This window comes from Actinomadura parmotrematis (assembly GCF_019458805.1).
GTDB lineage: Bacteria > Actinomycetota > Actinomycetes > Streptosporangiales > Streptosporangiaceae > Spirillospora > Spirillospora parmotrematis.
Window position 1 is genome coordinate 25,992 of record NZ_JAIBOA010000024.1, and the last position, 18,745, is coordinate 44,736.

The following is an 18,745-nucleotide window of genomic DNA, read 5'->3' on the forward strand; positions in this document are numbered from 1 at the left end:
GGGGGCCGCCGTGCCCGCCGGCCGGCTCAGCCGTCGAAGTCGACCGTCACCGGCCCGTCGCCCGCCGGCTCGGCCTGGCAGGTGAGGACGTAGCCGGCGGCCAGCTCGGCGGGGTCGAGGGCGTAGTTGCGGCGCATGGTCACCGCGCCCTCGGTGACGCGGGCGCGGCAGGTGCCGCAGACGCCGCCCTTGCAGGCGAACGGCAGGTCGGGCCGGGCCCGCTGGGCGCCGTCGAGGACGGTGGCGCCCGGCGGCAGGTCGAGCCGCGTCCTGCGGCCGTCCAGGACGACGGTGACCGGCGTGGCGGGACCGTCGGGGTCGGCGGGGGCGAGCCGCCGCGCGGGCGGGGTGTCCTCGACGTAGAACAGCTCGCGGTGGACGCGCTCGCGCGGCACGCCGAGCTCGGCGAGCACGTCCAGGGCGTCGGCGACCATGCCGTGCGGGCCGCACAGCCACCAGTGGTCGACGTCGGGGACGGGGGTGAGCAGCGGCAGCAGGCGGCGCAGCCGGTCGGCGTCCAGGCGCCCGGAGAACAGCTCGACGTCGCGGGGCTCGCGCGACAGCACGTGGACGATCTCGACGCGGCCGGGGTGGGCGTCCTTGAGGTCGGCGAGCTCGTCGGCGAACATCACCGAACCGCTGGCCCGGTTGCCGTAGAGGACGGTGACGCGGGTGCCGGGCAGCGCGAGCGCGGACGCCGCGATCGACAGGACCGGGGTGATGCCCGACCCGGCGGCGACGAGGACGTGGTGCGCGCCCGGTTCCAGGTCGGCGGTGAAGGACCCGGCCGGCGGCAGCACCTCGATCTCGTCGCCGGGCCGCACCTCGTGCACGAGCCAGCCGGAGAACAGGCCGCCGGGGACCTCGCGGACGCCGACGCGGGGCGGGCCGCCCGCGGGGGAGCAGATGGAGTAGGAGCGGCGCTCGTCGCGGCCGTCGACGACGCGCCGCAGCGTGAGCGACTGGCCGGGCCGGAACGCGAACCGCCCGGCGAGGTCGCCGGGGACGCCGAAGGTGACGGCGACGGCGTCGTCGCAGAGGCGCTCGACGGCGGCCACGCGGAGGAGCGGCATGTCAGATCTCCTTCACGTGGTCGAAGGGCTCGCCGCAGGCGCGGCAGCGGCGGAGCGCCCGGCAGGCGGTCGCGCCGAAGCGGGACAGCTCCTCGGTGTCGCCCGACCCGCACTGCGGGCAGCGGACGGCGGCGCGGGTGGGGCCGAGGGCGAGCGGCACCGGCCCGGCCGCCGGGCGCGGCGCGGGACCGGGCGGGGCGATGCCGGCGGCGGCGAGCTTGCGGCGGCCCGCCTCGGTGATCCAGTCGGTCGTCCAGGGCGGGCTGAGGACGACGCGCACGTCCGCGCCGGGGTAGCCGGCCGCGGCGAGGCGGTGCACGAGGTCGTCGCGCATGGCGTCCATGGCGGGGCAGCCGGTGTAGGTCGGGGTGATCCAGACGGTGACGCGGCCGGCGTCCTCGGCGACGTCGCGGAGGACGCCGAGGTCGGCGAGGGTGAGCTGCGGCAGCTCGGGGTCGGTGACGGTCTCGGCGACCGCGCGCGCCGTCACCACGTCGCCCCCGGCAGGGCGCGCGCGACGCTCTGCATCTCGGCGACCGCGTCCGCGAGCTCGGGCAGGTGCTCGCCGCGCGGCGCGGCCCGCCCGGTCGTCGCGGGCGCGTCGAGGGTCGCGCGGGCGAGGACGTCGGCGACGACGGTCTCGAACTCGGCGCGGGCGCCGGGGTGGTCGGCGTGCAGGTCGGGGACGAGCGGCCAGAGCGCTTCCAGGGCGGCGCGCATCCGCCGGTGCGATTCGGCGGTGCCGTCGCCGAGGCGGATCGCCCACCCGGCGGCGTAGTCGCGGTGGTAGGCGACCTCCTTCACGCCCTTGGCGGCGATGGCGGCGAGCACGGGGTCGGGGTGGTCGCGCAGGCCGCCGAGGATCGCCAGGCGCCAGGTGGCGAACAGCAGCAGCCGGACGACCAGGTGGGCGAAGTCGCCGTTGGCGGCCTCGGCCAGCCGGACGCTGCGGAACTCCGCGGCGTCGCGGCCGAACGCCAGGTCGTCCTCGCCGCGGCCGGTGCGGGCGAGCAGCAGCCGGGCCTGGCCGAGCAGGTCGAGCGCGACGTTGGCGATCGCGACCTCGTCCTCCAGCTCGGGCGCGCGGGTGCACCACTCCTGGAGCCGGTGCGACATGACCAGGGCGTCGTCGCCGAGCGCCAGGCAGTACGCGGCGAGCTCGGGCGAGGCGGGCGGCGCGTCGATCCCGGCGAGCGGGTCGGCGAAGCCGGTGCCGAAGGCCCAGTGGCCGTCGCCGGTGAGGTCGTCGTCGTAGAGGTCCATGCGGGGCGGTCCCCCTCAGATGTGCGGGACGTCGCCCGGGATCGGGTAGAAGGTCGGGTGCCGGTACACCTTGTCGCCGCTCGGGTCGAAGAAGGCGTCCTTCTCGTCCGGGCTGGAGGCGGTGACGGCGTCCGACCGCACCACCCAGATGCTGACGCCCTCGTTGCGGCGGGTGTACAGGTCGCGGGCGTTGCGGAGCGCGGCCGCGTCGTCGGGCGCGTGCAGCGACCCCACGTGGACGTGGTTGAGGCCCCGCTTGGCGCGGACGAACACCTCGTACAGCGGCCAGCTCATCCGGTCTCCCCCTCCTGCCGCCTGGCGGCGTGCGCGAGGGCGGCCTCGCGCACCCAGGCGCCGTCCTCGTGGGCGCGGCGGCGGCGCTCGATCCGCTCGGCGTTGCAGGGGCCGCCGCCGGAGATGACGCGTTTCAGCTCGTCCCAGTCGGGGGTGCCGAAGTCGTGGCGGCCGCGCCCGGGGTTCCAGCGCAGCTCGGGGTCGGGCAGCGTGACGCCGAGCCGCTCGGCCTGCGGGACGGTCATGTCGACGAACCGCTGCCGCAGCTCGTCGTTGGTGTGCCGCTTGATGCGCCAGGCCATCGAGCGGGCGGTGTTGGGGGAGTCGGCGTCGGGCGGCCCGAACATCATGAGCGAGGGCCACCACCAGCGGTCCACGGCGTCCTGCACCTGCGCGCGCTGCGCGGCGGTGCCGCCCATCATGGTGAGGAGCAGCTCGTAGCCCTGCCGCTGGTGGAAGGACTCCTCCTTGCAGATGCGGATCATCGCGCGGGCGTAGGGGCCGTAGGAGCTGCGGCAGAGCGGGACCTGGTTGCAGATCGCGGCGCCGTCCACCAGCCAGCCGATGACGCCGACGTCGGCGTAGGACAGGGTCGGGTAGTTGAAGATCGAGGAGTACTTCTGGCGGCCGTCGATCAGCCGCTCGGTGAGGTCGTCGCGGTCCACCCCGAGGGTCTCGGCGGCCGAGTACAGGTAGAGGCCGTGCCCGGCCTCGTCCTGCACCTTGGCGAGCAGGATCGCCTTGCGGCGGAGCGAGGGCGCCCGGGTGATCCAGTACCCCTCCGGCTGCATCCCGATGATCTCCGAGTGGGCGTGCTGGGCGATCTGCCGGACCATCGTGCTCCGGTAGGCGTCCGGCACGGCGTCGCGCGGCTCGATCCGCCGGTCGGCGGCGAGGACGTCCTCGAAGGAGCTCACGGGGCCTCCTTGGCGACCAGGGTCAGCACGTCGTACTTGGCGACGGACTCGCCGCGCTGGTTGACGACGTCGGTGTCCCAGCGGACCTCGCCGTGCGGGGCGCCGTCGCGCGGGCTGATCTGCTTGGCGGTGAGGGTGACGGTGAGCTCGTCGCCGGCCTTCACCGGGGTGAGGAACCGCAGGTTCTCCAGCCCGTAGTTGGCGAGGACGGGGCCGGGCTCGGGCGACACGAACAGGCCGGCCGCCCAGGACACCACCAGGTAGCCGTGCGCGACGATCCCGCCGAACAGCGGGTTGGCGGCGGCGGCCTCCTCGTCGGTGTGGGCGTAGAAGGTGTCGCCGGTGAACTCGGCGAAGTGGTCGATGTCGGCGCGGGTGACCGGACGCGGCCCGGCGGTGACGGCGTCGCCGACGCGCAGTTCGGCGAGGCTCTTGCGGAAGGGGTGCACGCCGTCGTCGCCGCGCCGGGCGCCCGCCGTCCACTGCCCGGTGATCGCGGTGAGCACGTCGGGGGAGCCCTGCACGGCGGTGCGCTGCATGTGGTGCAGGACGGCGCGGACGCCGCCGAGCTCCTCGCCGCCGCCCGCGCGGCCGGGGCCGCCGTGGACCAGGCCCGGCATCGGCGAGCCGTGCCCGGTGGACTCGGCGGCGCCCGCCCGGTCGAGCACGAGGACGCGGCCGTGCCAGGGTGCGAGGCCGACCGTGACGCGCGCGGCGACCTGCGGGTCCTCGGTGACGACCGACGCGACGAGGCTGCCCCGGCCGCGCGCGGCGTACTCGACGGCCTGGTCGAGGCCGTCGTAGGGCAGCAGCGTGGCGACCGGCCCGAACGCCTCCACCTCGTGCGGCTCGGCGCGGTCGGGGTCGCCGAGCAGCAGGACCGGCGACAGGAACGCGCCGAGCTCGGCGTCGGCGCCGGCGACGTCCACGCGGTCGGGGTCGCCGAACAGCGGCTCGCCGCCGATCGCCTTGATCGCGCGGCGCACCTCCTCGCGCTGGGCGAGGCTGACCAGCGGGCCCATCCGCACGCCCTCGGCGGCGGGGTCGCCGACGGTGACGCGCGCCAGGCGCGCCCGCACGGCCTCGGCGACCTCGTCCAGCCGGTCGCGGGGGACGAGGGCGCGGCGGATCGCGGTGCACTTCTGCCCGGCCTTCACCGTCATCTCGGTGACGAGCTGCTTCGCGTACAGGTCGAGGTCGCCGTCGGGGGCGAGGATCGAGGCGTTGAGGGAGTCGGCCTCGGCGGTGAAGCGCACCGCGCGCTCCACGATCGCGGGGTGGGCGCGCAGCAGGCGGCCGGTCGCGGCCGAGCCGGTGAAGGCGACCACGTCCTGCTCGGCGACATGGTCGAGCAGGTCGCGCGGGGCGCCGCAGACGAGCTGGACGGCGCCCTCGGGCAGGATCCCCGACGCCACGATCAGCTCGACGAGGCGGGCGGTGAGGTAGGCGGTCTGGTCGGCCGGCTTGACCAGCGACGGCATCCCGGCCAGGAAGGCGGGGGCGAGCTTCTCCAGCGGGCCCCAGACGGGGAAGTTGAAGGCGTTGATCTGGACGGCGACGCCGTGCAGCGGCGTCGCGATGTGGCGCCCGGCGAACGTGCCGCCGCGGCCGAGCGGCTCGACCGGGCCTTCCACGTGGACGGTCGCGTTCGGCAGTTCCCGGCGGCCCTTGCTCGCGTAGGCGAGCAGCGTGCCGATGCCGCCGTCCACGTCGACCCGGGCGTCGGCGAGGGTGGCGCCCGCGCGGTGCGACAGGGCGTACAGCTCCTCGCGGTGCTCGCGCAAATGGGAGCCGAGCGCCGTCAGCAGCGCGGCGCGCTGGTGGAAGGTGAGCTCCCGCAGCGCGGCGCCGCGCTCGCGGCCGTAGGCGAGCGCGGCGGCGAGGTCGATCCCGGCGGAGGAGACGCGGGCCGCCTCCGCGCCGGTCACCGCGTCGTGGACGGGCACCCCCTCGTCCCCGGGGGTGTGCCATCCGCCCGCGACGTAACTGCGCAGCGCCGTCATGCCGGCTCCCTTCGCCGCCTCACCGAATTACTGACCGGACGTTCGGTAACTTATGTTAACGTCCGGACATGGGACTTGAGAACACCTTGCTGTCGGTGACCGGAGCGGTGGCCACCGTGACGCTGCCCGGCCCGGTGCTCACCGCGGACGTGAAAGAGGGCCTGCGGGACGCGCTGCGGGAGGCGGGCGCCGACCCGGCCGTCCGCGCGGTCGTGCTCACCGGCACGGGCAAGGCGTTCTGCGTCGGGCAGGACCTCGCCGAGCACGCCGCGGCGCTGCGCGCCGACCCGGGCACGGCGTTCGCGACGCTGGAGGAGCACTACGAGCCCATCGTCCTCGCCCTCACCGGCATGCCGAAGCCGGTCGTCGCGGCCGTCAACGGCACCTGCGTCGGTGCCGGGCTCGGCTTCGCGCTCGCCTGCGACCTGCGCGTCGCCGCCGGCACCGCGCGCTTCGGCACGGCCTTCACCGGCATCGGCCTCACCTGCGACTCGGGCCTGTCGGCGAGCCTCGCCCGCGCCGTCGGGACCGCCCGCGCGACCGAGCTGATCATGCTGGCGGAGCCGTTCACCGCTGCGCGGGCGCTGGAGTGGGGCCTGCTCACCGCCGTCGTCGAGCCCGCCGAGCTCGCCGGCCGCGCCGCCGAGCTCGCGGCCCGCCTCGCCGCCGGGCCGACCCTCGCCTACGCCGAGGCCAAGCGCGCGCTCGCGGCCGGCTGGCCGGCGGTCCTCGCCGACGAGCGCGCCGCGCAGACGCGCCTCGGGCTGAGCCGCGACCACGCCGCGGCCGTCGAGGCGTTCCTGGCCAAGCGCCGCCCGGACTTCACCGGCTCCTGATCAGCGGCCGGCGGGCCGGGCGCGCAGCCCGTCGAACGCGGTGCGCCGGACGAGCGCGGCGAGCGCGGCGGCGTCCAGGTCGCCGCCCGGCCGGTACCACTCGATCAGCGAGTTGACCATGCCGAACAGCAGCCGCGCGCCGACCGTCGGGTCGAGGCCGGCCTGCAGGTCGCCCTCGGCGGCGGCGCGCTCCATCAGGTCGGCCACCAGGTGGTCGAACGCCCGGCGCCGCTCCAGGGCGCGCCGCTCGACCTCGGTGTTGCCGCGCACCCGCAGCAGCAGCGTCACGAACGGCAGCCGGTCGGCCAGCACGAGCACGCTCCGCTCGACCAGGAACTCCAGCCGGTCGATCGCCCGGCCCTCGCGGGCCAGGGCCTCGTCCGCCGCCTCGAACAGGCCGTCCAGGGCGCGGTCGGCGGCGAGCCGGAGCAGGTCCTCCTTGCTGTCCACGTGGTGGTAGATCGCGGACTTGGTGATGCCGAGCGCGCGCGACAGCGCCTCCATGCCGGTGGCCTCGTAGCCGCGCTCGTTGAACAGCCGGACGGCGGCCGCCAGCACCGATTCGAGGTCGTGGCCGGGGCGCCCGCGCCTGGCGGGCCGCTCGGCGGAGGAGGCGGTAGGCACGGCACCGAGTATCGCAGCGCCGCCGCCTCAGTCTCGCAGCCGGGCCGGGCTCAGTCCCACCAGAACGACCAGGTGGTGCGGCCGCGGATCTCCTCGGCGTACCCGGCGAGGGTCCCCGGGCCCTGGAACAGGATGTCGGGGCAGAACGCCCAGTGCTCGGCGGCGACCTGGAGGGCGTGCTTCGCGGTGACCGGCGGCCCGGCCACGCTGAGCTCCAGGGTGTTGAACCCGAGGCCGACGACGCGCGCGCCGAAGCGGTCCTCCCAGCCGCGCAGCACCGCCGACAGCGGCGCGGTCCACTCGTTGTGGTTGAGCGCGCCCTGCCAGCCGACGGCGGTGAGGACGTCCGCGCTCCGCTCGACGGCGACGAGGCCGAGCGACAGGCCCCGCCCGGCGAGGACGCGGGCGTGCCGGTCGGCGACGGCGCCGGGGTCCTCCAGCGCGAGGCCGCGCGGCGCCGGTCCGGGGCACTGGAGGCCGAACGGCGCGAGGTCGTCGACGTCCTCGTCGGCGACCTGCTCGGCCCACTCGGCCCACACCTCGGACATGAACGCGATCGGCGCGTAGTTGCCGATCTCGGCGACCGGCTCGGGCGCGATCTGCCCGGCCGCCCACGGCTGGGCGGACTCGTCGAGGAGCAGCGGCCAGAGGCCCGAGTGCTCGTGCTCGGCGCGGAGGCGGGCCCACAGCTCGCCGGACACCGGCTCGTCGCTGACCCAGAAGGCGGGGCGCAGCGTCAGCTGCCGCTGCGGGTAGCCCGGATCGGGCCAGACCACGTCGCCCGCGGGCAGCGGCGTCGCGAGGCCCCTCGGGGGAGGGCCGCCCGCGAACAGCTGCGGCAGGTTGTCCGGCAGGGGGAGCCGGAGATCCACGTCGTCCATCTCACGCCGTTCCGGTGCAGAACATACCAACAGGATCTTGGCACTCCGGGAATCGTAACGGCGCCGGGGAGCGCTCGGCGACGCCCCCGCGGGTTCGATCCCGCTGTCCGCCGCCTGAGCAGGAGCTTCTGGTCTAATCTGCGGAAAAGCAACGGCTCGCGGTGGAGGCTGCCTCATGAACAGGACCCAACTCGTCGAGGACGTGGCGCGCCGGGCCGGCAGCGACCCGGCGGCGGCGCGCCGCCACGTGGACGCCGTCCTCGACGCGATCATGGAGAGCGTGGCCGCGGGGGAGCGCGTGCTCGTCACCGGGTTCGGCACCTTCGACCGGACGTCGCGGCCCGCGCGCACCGCCCGCAACCCGCGCACCGGGCAGCCGGTGGCGGTCCCGGCGGCCGAGCTGCCGCGGTTCCGCGTCGGGCAGACCTTCAAGAACCGCGTCGCCGCCGCGGCCGCCGCCGCGGAGGTCGCGGCGGTCGCCGAGGCCGCCGCGGAGCCGAAGAAGGCCAAGAAGGGCAAGAAGAAGCCCGCCAAGGCCGAGAGGCCCGCCAAGCCCGCGAAGGGCAAGGCCGGCAAGGGCAAGGGGAAGAAGAAGGCCGCCGGGAAGTGACGTCCGGCCGTCGGGCAGGCTGAGGGCATGGATCTGCGCGAGTGGCCGGAGCTGTCCGACGAGGAACTGGACGTCGCCTACAACGTGCGCCGCAAGGCCGGCGAGGAGCTGTTCGCCGCCCACATGGCGCGCTACCGGGCCGCGTCCGACGCGGCCGTGGACGGCCTGCCGGGCACGCCCGGCATCGTCTACGACGCGGCGAGCGGCGAGCGGCTCGACGTGTGGGGCACCGGCGGCGGCCCCCGCCCGGTGTTCGTGTTCGTGCACGGCGGCTACTGGCGCGCGCTCGCCCGCGAGGACTCGCGGTTCATGGCCCGGATGCTGCACGGGCAGGGCGTCGCGACCGTCGTGCCCGACTACACCCTCGCCCCCGCCGCCACCCTGGAGGAGATCGTCCGGCAGGTCCGCGCCGCGGTCGCCTGGGTGCACCGCGAGGGCCGCGCGCACGGCCTGGACCCCGACCGGATCACCGTCGGCGGCTCCTCGGCGGGCGGCCACCTCGCCGGGACGCTCATGGTGGAGGGCTGGCAGGAGGAGCTCGGGCTGCCCGCCGACGCGGTGAAGGCGGCGATGCCGTTCAGCGGCCTGTTCGACCTGCGCCCGCTGACCCGCGTCTACGTCAACGAGTGGCTCGGCCTGGACGCGGCGCGCGCCGCGCGGCTCAGCCCGGCGCTGCTGCCCGCCGGGCGGCGGTTCCCGGCGGTCGTCGCGGCCGCCGAGCACGACGGCGCCGGGTTCGTCGAGCAGACCCGGGCGTTCGCCGCGCACTGGGGCATCGAGCCGCTGATCGTGCCCGGCCGCGACCACTTCGACGTCGTCCTCGACCTCGGCGACCCCGAATCGACGGTCGCGCGGGCGCTGCTCGACCTGATCCGCTCGACCTGATCCGCTCGACCTGATCCGCCGGCGCGCCCCGCTCAGGCGTCGAGCGCGGCGGCCTCGCGGCGCAGGTGGTCGAGCATGAGCCGGGCCGACGGCGTCGGCGGGCGCCGGTCCGGCAGCGTCACCCCGACCCGGCGGCGCACCCCCTCCAGCGGGACCGGCAGCGGCGCGACGCCCTCGCCGCTCCGCGCCACCAGCTCGGGCAGCGCGGCGATCATGTCGGTGTCGCGGACCAGCGTGCGGACGGTGAGGATCGAGGTGCACTCGACCACGTCGCCCGGCAGGCCGAGGCCCGCGCCGTGGAAGGCCCGCTCCAGCTCGCGCCGGAGCGAGGTCTGCGGGAGCGGCAGCACCCACGGGTAGTCCAGCAGCGCCGCCAGGGTGAGGCCGGCGCGGGCGCGCGCCGGGTGGCCGGTGCGCGCGACGAGCCGGACCGGCTCGCTGTAGAGGGCGGTCTGGCGCAGCCCGGCCCGCCCGCCGAGCGGGTTCAGCCGCCCGACGATCATGTCGATCTCGCCGTCCAGCAGCCGCGGCACCTGCGCGTCGAAGGCCGCCTCGTGCACGGTGACGGTGACGCCGGGCCGGTCCCGCTTCAGCGCGGCGATGGCGCGCGGCAGCAGCGCGTTGGACCCGGCGAGCAGGGTGCCGACGGAGACCGCGCCGACCCGGGCGTCGGCGAGCCCGGTGATCCGCTCGCCGGCCCGGCGCAGCTCGGCGAGGACCGCGCGGGCGTGCTCGACGAACGCCTCCCCGAACAGCGTCGGGGTGACCCCGCGCGGGCCGCGGGCGAACAGCTCGACGCCGAGGATCCGCTCGACCTCGCGGAGGCTGCGGGTGACAGCGGGCTGCGCCAGGTGCAGGTGCTCGGCGGCGCGGAGCACGCTGCCCTGGTCGGCGATCGCGACCACCAGCACCAGGTGCCGCAGCTTCAGCCGGCCGTTGAGCAGGTCGATCGCGCGCATGCGCGCCTTCCTATCACGGATCTGTCATAGCTTGTGCCGTTCTCGGTATTGGACGGTCATACCGGGCGGCGTGATGATGGGGGCGTCCGGCGGGCGAGAGGGGGAGCGGTCATGGGGCACCGGGTGCTCGCGCACTACGTGGCCGGCGAGTTCCGGTCCGGCGGGGCGGCCTTCCCGCTGGTCGACCCGGTGACCGGCAAGGTCGCGGGGGAGGCGCCCGAGGCCACGCGCGAGCTGGTGGACGAGGCCGTCCGCGCCGGCCGCGCCGCGCTGGACGCCGGCTGGGGCGCCGCGCCCGCCGAGGAGCGCGCCGCCGCGCTCCGCCGCATCGCCGACGGGATCGAGGCCCGCTCCGAGGAGTTCACGGCCGCCGAGGCCGCCGACACCGGCAAGCCCCGCGAGCTGGCCGCGACGGTCGACGTCCCGCGCGCGATCGGCAACTTCCGCGCCTACGCCGACCTGCTGTACGGGCGCCCCGAGCGCGCCTACACGACGAGCGTCCCCGGCTGGAGCGGCGGCACCGGCCAGGCCCTCAACTACACGGTGCGGCGCCCCCTCGGCGTCGTCGCGGTCATCTCGCCGTGGAACCTGCCGCTGCTGCTGCTCACCTGGAAGGTCGCCCCGGCGCTCGCGGCCGGCAACGCCGTCGTCGCCAAGCCGTCGGAGGAGGCGCCGACCACCGCGACGCTGCTCGCCGAGGTCGTCGACGCCGCCGGGCTGCCCGCCGGCGCCTTCAACCTCGTGCACGGCCACGGCCCCGGGGCGGCGGGGGAGTTCCTCACCGGCCACCCGGGCGTGGACGCGATCGCGTTCACCGGCGAGTCGGCCACCGGCGCCGCCATCATGCGGAACGCCGCCGACCACGTCACCCCCGTCTCCTTCGAGCTCGGCGGCAAGAACCCCGCCCTGGTCTTCGCCGACGCCGACCTGGACGCCGCCGTCGAGGGCACGGTCCGCTCGTCGTTCACCCACTCGGGCCAGATCTGCCTCTGCACCGAGCGCGTGTACGTCGAGCGGCCCGTCTTCGCCGAGTTCGCCGAGCGGCTCGCCGGCCGCGCCGCCGCCCTGGCGGGCTACGGCCCGATGATCTCGGCCGCGCACCGCGACAAGGTGCTGTCCTACTACCGGCTCGCCGTGGAGGAGGGCGCGACGGTCCTCGCGGGCGGCGGCGTCCCGGCGTTCGGCGACGCCCGCGACGGGGGCTTCCACGTCGAGCCGACCGTCCTCACCGGCCTGCCCGGGACCGCCCGCGCCGTCCGCGAGGAGGTGTTCGGCCCGGTCTGCCACCTCGCGCCCTTCGACGCCGAGGACGAGGCGGTCCGGCTCGCCAACGACAGCCCCTACGGGCTCGCCGCCACCGTGTGGACCCGCGACCTGTCGCGCGCGCACCGCGTCGCGCCGCGGATCGAGGCCGGCATCGTCTGGGTGAACTGCTGGAACCTGCGCGACCTGCGCACCCCCTTCGGCGGGGTCAAGGCGTCGGGCATCGGCCGCGAGGGGGGAGAGTACTCCCTGGACTTCTTCTCCGAGCCCGTCAACGTGTGCATCCAGATCTGAGAGACCCGACGTGACCCAGACCGCGACTCCCGCGACCGCCGTCGAGCGGGCCGCCGCCCGGCTGCTCCGCGCCCACGAGACCGGCGTGCCCTGCGACCCCGTCCGCGACCTGGTCGGCTCGGCGGACGCCGCCTACGCCGTCCAGGAGCGGATCACCGAGACCTGGCTCGACGCGGGGCGGCGCCTCGCCGGCCGCAAGATCGGCCTCACCTCCGCGGCGGTGCAGCGCCAGCTCGGCGTGGACAGCCCCGACTTCGGCATGCTGTTCGCCGACATGGCCGTCCCCGACGGCGCCGAGATCCCGGCGGGCGCGGTGCCGCAGGCGCGGGCCGAGGCCGAGGTCGCACTCGTGCTGGAGCGCGACCTGGACCACGAGCGGCACACCGCCGCCGATCTCATCCGGGCCACCGCGTTCGCGCTCCCGGCGATCGAGGTCGCCGGCAGCCGCGTCCGCGACTGGGACATCACCCTCGCCGACACCGTCGCCGACAACGCCTCCAGCGGGATGTACGTCCTCGGGAACCGGCCCGTCGCGCTCGCCGACGTCGACCTGCGGCTCTGCGGCATGGTCGTGGAGCGGCGCGGCGAGCAGGTGTCCACCGGCACCGGCGCCGCCTGCCTCGGCCACCCGCTGAACGCCGCGCTCTGGCTCGCCGACACCCTGGTCCGCGTCGGCCGCCCGCTCCGCGCGGGCGACACCGTCCTGACCGGCGCGCTCGGACCCATGGTCGCGGCCGCGCCCGGCGACGTCCTGGAGGCCCGCATCGACGGCCTCGGCGACGTCCGCGTGGCCTTCGCGAAGGAGACCCCGTGAGCTTCGACGTCCAGGCCGCCGCGGCGGCGCTCGACCGGGCCGCCCGCGACCGGGCGCCCGTCCCGCGCCTCACCGACGGCCCCGGCGGCGCCGGCCTGGACGCGGCGACCGCCTACGCGGTGCAGCGCGCCGGGATCGACCTGCGGGTGGGGCGCGGCGAGCGCGTCACCGGTGTCAAGATGGGCTTCACCAGCCGCGCCAAGATGGCCCAGATGGGCGTCGACGACGTCATCTGGGGACTGCTCACCGACGCCATGCCCGCCGAGGGCGCGCTCGACACCGGCACCCGCATCCACCCGCGCGTCGAGCCCGAGATCGCCTTCCTGATCGGCCGCGAGGTGACCTCGCCGCTCGCGGTGGAGGCCGCGGTGGACGGCGTCGCGGTCGGCTTCGAGGTGCTCGACTCGCGGTACGCGGGGTTCAGCTTCGCGCTGCCCGACGTGATCGCCGACAACGCCTCGGCGTCCGGCTACGGCGTGGGCGCCTGGCACCGGCCCCGCGACCTCGCCAACACCGGCCTCCTCCTGGAGATCGACGGGCGGGCCGTCGCGACCGGCTCGGCCGCGGCGATCCTCGGCGACCCCTACCGGTCGCTGCGCGCCGCCGCGCGGCTCGCGGCGGCCGCCGGCGTCGCGCTGCAGCCCGGCATGGTCGTGCTCGCCGGCGCCGCGACCGCCGCCGTCCCGCTGCCCGCCGGCGCGCACGTCCGCGTCGTCGGCGCCGGGCTCGGCGCCGCGGAGGTGACGACCCGGTGAGCGACCACCTCACCGTCGCCGGGAAGGCGGCGCCGCGCGGCCGGTTCCCGCACCTCAAGCGGGCCGGCGACCTGGTGTTCGTGTCCGGGACGAGCGCGCGGCGCCCCGACGGCACCTTCGCGGGGGCGAGCGCCGACGCGATGGGCGTCACCGACCTCGACATCCGCGAGCAGACCCGCGCCGTGCTCGACAACATCGCCGACCTGCTGGCGGCCGCGGGCGGCGGCCTCGCCGACGTCGTCAACGTGACGGCCTACCTGGTGAGCATGAACGACTTCGGCGGCTACAACGAGGTCTACGGGACCTACTTCGACGAGACCGGCCCCGCCCGCACCACCGTCGCCGTCCACCAGCTCCCGCACCCGCACCTGCTCGTCGAGATCGCGTGCGTGGCGCACATCCCCGCAGGCGAGGAGGCCCGCGCATGACCCTGCCCAAGCTGCGCTTCGGCGCGCCGTTCGACCTCCGGCGCTGGATCGACGAGCACCGCGACCTGCTGCGCCCCCCGGTCGGCAACGTCCAGGTGTTCGAGGACGCCGGGCTCATCGTCATGGTCGTCGGCGGCCCGAACCGGCGCACCGACTTCCACGACGACCCGCACGAGGAGTTCTTCTACCAGCTCAAGGGCAACATGGTGCTGCGGGTGATGGAGGAGGAGGGCCGGCCGCCCGTCGACGTGCAGATCAACGAGGGCGACGTGTTCCTGCTGCCCCCGCACGTCCGGCACTCCCCGCAGCGGCCCGAGGAGGGCTCCATCGGCCTCGTCGTGGAGATCCCGCGGGCCGAGGGCACGCCGGAGGCGTTCGAGTGGTACTGCGTGGAGTGCTCGCACCTGGTGCACCGCGCCGAGCTGCAGGTCCGCTCGATCGTCGCCGACCTCCCGCCGGTCTTCAGCGCCTTCTACGCCGACGAGGACGCCCGGACCTGCCCGCACTGCGGCGCCCTGCACCCCGGCCGGCGGTGGCCCGCCGGCCTGGAGCCGGTCACCGCGACCCGCGCCTGACCCGCCCGCGAACGGAAAGCCCGCCATGACCGTCATCGACGTGCACACCCACGTCTTCCCGCCCCTGACCCGCGCGCAGGGACGCGTCCTCGCCGACGCCGGGGAGCCGTGGCTGCGCGTGCACGGCGACGGCACCGGGATGATGATGGCCGGCGACGCCGAGTACCGGCCCGTCCACGCCGGCCTCTGGGACGCCGCCGCCCGCCTCGCCGACATGGACGCCGCCGGCGTCGACGTCCAGGCCGTCTCCTCCACCCCGCTGATGTTCGGCTACGACGCCGAGCCCGCCCGCGCCGCCGAATGGTGCGACCTCGTCAACGAGCTCGTCCTGGACCTCTGCGCCGCCGCCCCCGCCCGGCTGCTGCCGCTCGCCCAGGTGCCGCTGCAGGACACCGCGCTCGCCTGCGCGGCCGCCGACCGCGCCCGCGACGCCGGGCACCGCGGCGTCCACATCGGCAACCACGTCGGCGACCGCAACCTCGACGACCCGGGCATCGTGGCGTTCCTGGCCCACTGCGCCGAGATCGGCCTGCCCGTCCTCGCCCACCCCTGGGACATGATGGCGCCCGAGCGGATGCGCGGGCACATGCTGCCCTGGCTCGTCGGGATGCCCGCCGAGACCCAGCTCAGCATCCTCGGCCTGCTCCTGTCGGGCGCCTTCGAGCGCATCCCCGCGTCCCTGCGCCTCTGCTTCTGCCACGGCGGCGGCAGCTTCGCGTTCCTGCTCGGCCGCGCCGACAACGCCTGGCACCGGCGCGACCTCGTCCGCGCCGACTCGCCCCGCCCGCCCTCGGAGTACACCGACCGGTTCAGCGTCGACTCCGCCGTCTTCGACCCGCGCGCCCTCCGCCTGCTGGTCGACGTCATGGGCGCCGGCCGGGTGATGCTCGGCACCGACTACCCCTTCCCGCTCGGCGAGCGGGAGCCCGGATCGACGATCCGCGCCTGCGCCGGGCTGGACGACGCCGGCCGGGCCGCGCTGCTCGGCGGCAACGCCGCGGCGTTCCTCGCCCCGGACCCCGCTCTCCGCGTCGCAGAAAGGCCGTCCACCCGATGAGCACTCCCGGCCCCGCGCCCGTCACGGCGGGAGCGGACGAGGCGCGGCGCCTCGACGCCGCCGATCCGCTGCCCACGCTGCGCGGCGAGTTCCTCGTCCCGCCCGCGCCCGGCGGCGCGTACGCCGAGGCGGCCTACTTCGCCGGCAACTCCCTCGGCCTGCAGCCGCGCGCCACCGCCGACCGGATCGCCGCGGAGCTGGCGGACTGGGCGCGGCTCGGCGTGGAGGGCCACACGCAGGGCCGCCGGCCGTGGGTGGACTACCACGAGCTGCTGCGCGAGCCCGCCGCCCGCCTCGTCGGCGCCCTGCCGCACGAGGTCGTCGCGATGAACACCCTGACGGTGAACCTGCACCTGATGATGGCGACCTTCTACCGCCCGGCGGGGGAGCGGACCCGGATCGTCATCGAGGACACCGCCTTCCCCTCCGACTCCTACGCCGTCGCGAGCCAGGCCGTCCACCACGGCCTGGACCCGGCCGCGACCGTCGTGCGGCTGCGCCCCCGCGACGGCGAGGAGCACCTGCGCACCGAGGACGTCCGGGCGTTCCTGGAGCGCGAGGGGCGCACCGTCGCGCTGCTGCTGCTCGGCGGCGTCAACTACCTCACCGGCCAGCTCATGGACATGGAGGCGATCACCGCGGCGGGGCGGGCCGCCGGCGCCGCCGTCGGCTGGGACCTCGCGCACGCCGCCGGGAACGTCCCGCTCCGCCTGCACGACTGGGGCGCGGACTTCGCGGCCTGGTGCACCTACAAGTACCTGAACGGCGGGCCCGGCTCCGTGGCGGGCTGCTTCGTGCACGAGCGGCACGTCCGCGACGCCGCGCTGCCGCGCCTGTCGGGCTGGTGGGGCACCGAGCGCGCCGGCCGGTTCGCGATGGCGCCCGACATCGCCCCGCCGCCGACCGCCGATGCCTGGCAGCTGTCCAACCCGCCGATCCTCGCCCTGGCGCCCGTCCTGGTCTCCTACGAAATCTTCGACCGGGTCGGGATGCCGGCCCTGCGCGCCAAGAGCGAGCGCCTCACCGGCCACCTCGCGCGGCGGTTCGCCGAGATCGGCGCGGACGTCGTCACGCCGGCCGACCCCGCGCGGCGCGGCGCGCAGCTGTCGGTGCGGGTCGCGGGCGCGGGGGCCGCGGCGGAGCGGCTCGCGCGCGAGCACGGCGTCATCGCCGACGCCCGCGAGCCCGACATCGTGCGGTTCGCACCGGCCCCGCTCTACAGCACGTTCCTGGACTGCCACCGGGCGGCCGAAGCGCTCGCCGCCGTTCTGCGGGAGAAGTAGCTCTCGTCACTTTTGGGGGCGGGAAGTCGCTTCTGGCAGGGCGTTTCCGCTTCCGGGCCGCCCCTGGCGCCGACTTTACGCTCCGGGGGGTTGCGGAGTCCCGATGGTCGGCTACTGTGGGGGGCGTTGCAGTCGTGGTTTCCTCGAACGTTGCTCAACTCGGCGCCCGCGGAAGTTTCTAGACAGCGGGTGCTTTTTGCTTTCTCCGGGTTCCCGGCGGATGCAGGATCATCCGCACGCAGCCCCGACCGTCGAGGTGGCGGACGGTGAAGCAATACCCAAGGAGAAAGAACAGCATGGCCGAAGGCACCGTGAAGTGGTTCAACGCGGAAAAGGGCTTCGGGTTCATCGCCCCTGACGGCGGCGGCCCGGACGTTTTCGTCCACTACTCGGCGATCTCCACCCAGGGCTACCGCACGCTGGAAGAGAACCAGCGCGTCGGCTTCGAGATCACCCAGGGCCAGAAGGGCCCGCAGGCCGAGGGCGTCTACCCCCTCTAAGGCCGGCTTCGCAAGCTTCGACAGGGGCCCGTACCGCGTCCGCGCGGTGCGGGCCTCCGCCGTTCCCGGACGCCGTTCCCGCCTCAGACGGGGCGGCGCCGCAGGACGCGGCGGGCGGGCCGCACCACGCGCAGCAGCTCCCCGCCGATGTAGACGCCCGCGCCGATCGCGAGCGCCGTCGCGAGCGCCTCGGCGAGGGTGAGGGCGCCGCGCGCGCTATTGCCCGCGCTGAGCTGCAGCATCCCCCGGTACATCAGCGAGCCCGGCATGAGCGGCGCGATGCACGGCGTGACGCAGATCAGCGCCGGGACGCGGCGCCACCGCGCGAAGGCGGTGCCGAGCAGGCCGATCAGCGTCGCCGCGACGGCCGTCGCGGGCGCCGCCGGCACCTCCAGCGCCCGTATCTCGACGTAGGCGGTCCAGGCGACGGCGCCGCCGAGCGCGATCGGCGGCAGGTAGCCGCGGGGCACCAGGTGGTAGACGGCGAACGCGGTCGCGATGGCGGCGGCGCCGAACGTCTGCGGCGCGGCGAACGACGACGGCACGGTCGGCAGGTCGGTCGGCGACACCGGCAGGCCGTGGCGCGCGGCCAGGTAGGTGACGGCGCCGATGCCGCTCAGGATCGCGGTGATGGTGAACAGCACCTCGACCAGCCGGATCGTGCCGGTCACCAGGTCCCCGGCGATGCCGTCCTGCATGGACACCACCAGGGCGCGGCCGGGGATGAGCGCGATGACCACCCCGATGATCACGGTGCCGGCGCGCACGTCGAGCGGGCCGGCGACGAGCAGCACGGTGACCAGCGTCCCGATGGCGGCGGCCAGCGCCATCTGGAAGAAGTCGGTGATGCCGCGGCGGGCGAGCCAGTCGCCGGTGCGGTCCCCGATCAGCGCGGCCGCGAACGCCGCGAGCGCCGGGACGGGGCCGCCGCCGACCAGCACCGCGCCCGCCGCGCCGATCAGCGACAGCGCGACCACCTGCACCGAGGCCGGATAGGCGGGGCGGCGGCCGATGATGTCGCTGAGCGCGTACCGGGCCTGGCGGAGCGGCAGCCGCTGCTCCTGCGCGTCGCGCACCAGCTCGTGCACGGCGGCGAGCCGCGCGTAGTTGGGCAGCCGGCGGCGCACCCGCCGCTCGGCCGTCACCGGCGGGCGGCCCCCGCGCGGCAGGTAGGACACCCCGATGGCGGCGAGCGTCACGTTGACCTCGGCGTGCGGCAGCCCGTAGGCGCGGCCGAGCCGGCCGATCGCGCGGTCCACCGCCTCGGCGGTCTCCCCGCCCGCGAGCATCAGCTCGCCGACCCGGAGCGCCAGGTCCATCGCCCCGTACGCGCCGCCGCCGTCGGCGTTCCCTGCCTGCCCCGCGTCCGCGGACGCGTCCCCCGACTCCGCCGTCACGGCGCGTCAGCCTAGCGAGCGCGCCGCCGCGGGC

The 18,745-nt window shown here is 75.9% G+C and carries 21 protein-coding genes; 11 read left to right on the plus strand and 10 right to left on the minus strand.

All coding sequences use genetic code 11. From position 1 onward, the window contains the following. Nucleotides 1-26 precede the first annotated feature (26 nt). Genes paaE through paaZ form a run of 6 tightly spaced genes read right to left on the minus strand, consistent with a single transcriptional unit; the run spans nt 27 to nt 5,550 of the window. A complete protein-coding gene (gene paaE, locus K1Y72_RS29220; protein WP_220169720.1) occupies nt 27-1,073 on the minus strand; it encodes a 1,2-phenylacetyl-CoA epoxidase subunit PaaE in 1,047 nt (348 codons plus the stop codon). A gap of 1 nt (nt 1,074) precedes the next feature. Further along, nucleotides 1,075-1,563, minus strand: a complete 489-nt coding sequence (gene paaD, locus K1Y72_RS29225) for a 1,2-phenylacetyl-CoA epoxidase subunit PaaD (RefSeq protein WP_308287274.1) — start codon at nt 1,561-1,563, stop codon at nt 1,075-1,077. Then, nucleotides 1,560-2,336 carry a 1,2-phenylacetyl-CoA epoxidase subunit PaaC gene (paaC, locus tag K1Y72_RS29230; RefSeq protein WP_220169722.1) on the minus strand — a complete coding sequence of 259 codons (777 nt, stop codon included), beginning with the start codon at nt 2,334-2,336 and terminating at the stop codon, nt 1,560-1,562. Before paaC ends, paaD begins: the two co-directional genes overlap by 4 nt. Before the next feature lie 15 nt (nt 2,337-2,351). Beyond that, nucleotides 2,352-2,630 carry a 1,2-phenylacetyl-CoA epoxidase subunit PaaB gene (gene paaB / locus K1Y72_RS29235; RefSeq protein ID WP_220169723.1) on the minus strand — a complete coding sequence of 93 codons (279 nt, stop codon included), beginning with the start codon at nt 2,628-2,630 and terminating at the stop codon, nt 2,352-2,354. Beyond that, nucleotides 2,627-3,547: a 1,2-phenylacetyl-CoA epoxidase subunit PaaA gene (paaA, locus tag K1Y72_RS29240; protein WP_220169724.1), complete on the minus strand. Its 921-nt coding sequence runs from the start codon at nt 3,545-3,547 to the stop codon at nt 2,627-2,629. Before paaA ends, paaB begins: the two co-directional genes overlap by 4 nt. Further along, the gene (paaZ, locus tag K1Y72_RS29245) at nt 3,544-5,550 is read right to left on the minus strand and encodes a phenylacetic acid degradation bifunctional protein PaaZ (RefSeq protein ID WP_220169725.1); all 2,007 of its coding nucleotides are present in this window, start codon (nt 5,548-5,550) and stop codon (nt 3,544-3,546) included. Before paaZ ends, paaA begins: the two co-directional genes overlap by 4 nt. A 68-nt stretch (nt 5,551-5,618) precedes the next feature. Here paaZ and K1Y72_RS29250 point away from each other — a divergent pair, with 68 nt between their 5' ends. Next, nucleotides 5,619-6,386, plus strand: coding sequence for an enoyl-CoA hydratase/isomerase family protein (locus K1Y72_RS29250; RefSeq protein ID WP_220169726.1), 768 nt, complete (start codon nt 5,619-5,621; stop codon nt 6,384-6,386). Here the strand turns inward: K1Y72_RS29250 and K1Y72_RS29255 are convergent, their stop codons facing one another. Together K1Y72_RS29255 and K1Y72_RS29260 are read right to left on the minus strand one after the other, a co-directional pair. Beyond that, nucleotides 6,387-7,010: a TetR/AcrR family transcriptional regulator gene (locus K1Y72_RS29255; RefSeq protein ID WP_308287275.1), complete on the minus strand. Its 624-nt coding sequence runs from the start codon at nt 7,008-7,010 to the stop codon at nt 6,387-6,389. A gap of 50 nt (nt 7,011-7,060) precedes the next feature. After that, entirely contained in the window at nt 7,061-7,891 is an 831-nt protein-coding gene (locus K1Y72_RS29260) for a DUF4253 domain-containing protein (RefSeq protein ID WP_220169727.1), read from the minus strand. 175 nt (nt 7,892-8,066) lie between these two features. On the opposite strand from K1Y72_RS29260, the gene K1Y72_RS29265 reads away from it, so the two are divergent. Next, a complete protein-coding gene (locus tag K1Y72_RS29265; protein ID WP_220169728.1) occupies nt 8,067-8,501 on the plus strand; it encodes an HU family DNA-binding protein in 435 nt (144 codons plus the stop codon). 27 nt (nt 8,502-8,528) lie between these two features. Continuing rightward, complete coding sequence (locus tag K1Y72_RS29270; protein WP_220169729.1) at nt 8,529-9,386, plus strand: alpha/beta hydrolase; 858 nt, start codon at nt 8,529-8,531, stop codon at nt 9,384-9,386. A gap of 32 nt (nt 9,387-9,418) precedes the next feature. Here K1Y72_RS29270 and K1Y72_RS29275 read toward each other — a convergent pair whose 3' ends face one another. Further along, a complete protein-coding gene (locus K1Y72_RS29275; protein WP_220169730.1) occupies nt 9,419-10,345 on the minus strand; it encodes a LysR substrate-binding domain-containing protein in 927 nt (308 codons plus the stop codon). A gap of 111 nt (nt 10,346-10,456) precedes the next feature. Here K1Y72_RS29275 and K1Y72_RS29280 point away from each other — a divergent pair, with 111 nt between their 5' ends. The 8 genes from K1Y72_RS29280 to K1Y72_RS29315 all read left to right on the plus strand — a co-directional run bounded on the left by K1Y72_RS29280 (nt 10,457) and on the right by K1Y72_RS29315 (nt 17,314). Further along, a complete protein-coding gene (locus tag K1Y72_RS29280; RefSeq protein ID WP_220169731.1) occupies nt 10,457-11,902 on the plus strand; it encodes a 2-hydroxymuconic semialdehyde dehydrogenase in 1,446 nt (481 codons plus the stop codon). A 10-nt stretch (nt 11,903-11,912) separates the two neighbouring features. Further along, nucleotides 11,913-12,716, plus strand: a complete 804-nt coding sequence (locus K1Y72_RS29285) for a 2-keto-4-pentenoate hydratase (RefSeq protein ID WP_220169732.1) — start codon at nt 11,913-11,915, stop codon at nt 12,714-12,716. Next, nucleotides 12,713-13,471, plus strand: coding sequence for a 2-keto-4-pentenoate hydratase (locus tag K1Y72_RS37405; RefSeq protein ID WP_220169733.1), 759 nt, complete (start codon nt 12,713-12,715; stop codon nt 13,469-13,471). The genes K1Y72_RS29285 and K1Y72_RS37405 overlap by 4 nt, the downstream gene beginning before the upstream one ends. Then, entirely contained in the window at nt 13,468-13,899 is a 432-nt protein-coding gene (locus tag K1Y72_RS37410; RefSeq protein ID WP_220169734.1) for a RidA family protein, read from the plus strand. The genes K1Y72_RS37405 and K1Y72_RS37410 overlap by 4 nt, the downstream gene beginning before the upstream one ends. After that, nucleotides 13,896-14,474: a 3-hydroxyanthranilate 3,4-dioxygenase gene (locus K1Y72_RS29300; protein WP_220169735.1), complete on the plus strand. Its 579-nt coding sequence runs from the start codon at nt 13,896-13,898 to the stop codon at nt 14,472-14,474. Before K1Y72_RS37410 ends, K1Y72_RS29300 begins: the two co-directional genes overlap by 4 nt. 25 nt (nt 14,475-14,499) lie before the next feature. Next, complete coding sequence (locus K1Y72_RS29305; protein ID WP_220169736.1) at nt 14,500-15,531, plus strand: amidohydrolase family protein; 1,032 nt, start codon at nt 14,500-14,502, stop codon at nt 15,529-15,531. Then, nucleotides 15,528-16,814, plus strand: a complete 1,287-nt coding sequence (kynU, locus tag K1Y72_RS29310; protein WP_220169737.1) for a kynureninase — start codon at nt 15,528-15,530, stop codon at nt 16,812-16,814. The genes K1Y72_RS29305 and kynU overlap by 4 nt, the downstream gene beginning before the upstream one ends. 296 nt (nt 16,815-17,110) lie before the next feature. Continuing rightward, nucleotides 17,111-17,314, plus strand: a complete 204-nt coding sequence (locus tag K1Y72_RS29315) for a cold-shock protein (RefSeq protein WP_220169738.1) — start codon at nt 17,111-17,113, stop codon at nt 17,312-17,314. A gap of 83 nt (nt 17,315-17,397) precedes the next feature. On the opposite strand, the gene K1Y72_RS29320 is transcribed toward K1Y72_RS29315, so the two are convergent. Beyond that, complete coding sequence (locus K1Y72_RS29320) at nt 17,398-18,711, minus strand: threonine/serine exporter family protein (protein ID WP_308287276.1); 1,314 nt, start codon at nt 18,709-18,711, stop codon at nt 17,398-17,400. Between the last annotated feature and the right edge of the window lie 34 nt (nt 18,712-18,745).

Excerpts from the sequence above, each read along its gene's own strand:
- K1Y72_RS29280 (WP_220169731.1), top strand. The coding sequence starts at position 10,457 with ATGGGGCACCGGGTGCTCGCGCACTACGTGGCCGGCGAGTTCCGGTCC.
- K1Y72_RS29250 (WP_220169726.1), top strand. The coding sequence starts at position 5,619 with ATGGGACTTGAGAACACCTTGCTGTCGGTGACCGGAGCGGTGGCCACC.
- paaB (WP_220169723.1), bottom strand. The coding sequence starts at position 2,630 with ATGAGCTGGCCGCTGTACGAGGTGTTCGTCCGCGCCAAGCGGGGCCTC.
- paaE (WP_220169720.1), bottom strand. The coding sequence starts at position 1,073 with ATGCCGCTCCTCCGCGTGGCCGCCGTCGAGCGCCTCTGCGACGACGCC.
- K1Y72_RS29300 (WP_220169735.1), top strand. The coding sequence starts at position 13,896 with ATGACCCTGCCCAAGCTGCGCTTCGGCGCGCCGTTCGACCTCCGGCGC.
- K1Y72_RS29270 (WP_220169729.1), top strand. The coding sequence starts at position 8,529 with ATGGATCTGCGCGAGTGGCCGGAGCTGTCCGACGAGGAACTGGACGTC.
- K1Y72_RS29305 (WP_220169736.1), top strand. The coding sequence starts at position 14,500 with ATGACCGTCATCGACGTGCACACCCACGTCTTCCCGCCCCTGACCCGC.
- paaZ (WP_220169725.1), bottom strand. The coding sequence starts at position 5,550 with ATGACGGCGCTGCGCAGTTACGTCGCGGGCGGATGGCACACCCCCGGG.
- K1Y72_RS29315 (WP_220169738.1), top strand. The coding sequence starts at position 17,111 with ATGGCCGAAGGCACCGTGAAGTGGTTCAACGCGGAAAAGGGCTTCGGG.
- kynU (WP_220169737.1), top strand. The coding sequence starts at position 15,528 with ATGAGCACTCCCGGCCCCGCGCCCGTCACGGCGGGAGCGGACGAGGCG.
- K1Y72_RS29265 (WP_220169728.1), top strand. The coding sequence starts at position 8,067 with ATGAACAGGACCCAACTCGTCGAGGACGTGGCGCGCCGGGCCGGCAGC.
- paaC (WP_220169722.1), bottom strand. The coding sequence starts at position 2,336 with ATGGACCTCTACGACGACGACCTCACCGGCGACGGCCACTGGGCCTTC.
- K1Y72_RS29260 (WP_220169727.1), bottom strand. The coding sequence starts at position 7,891 with ATGGACGACGTGGATCTCCGGCTCCCCCTGCCGGACAACCTGCCGCAG.
- K1Y72_RS29275 (WP_220169730.1), bottom strand. The coding sequence starts at position 10,345 with ATGCGCGCGATCGACCTGCTCAACGGCCGGCTGAAGCTGCGGCACCTG.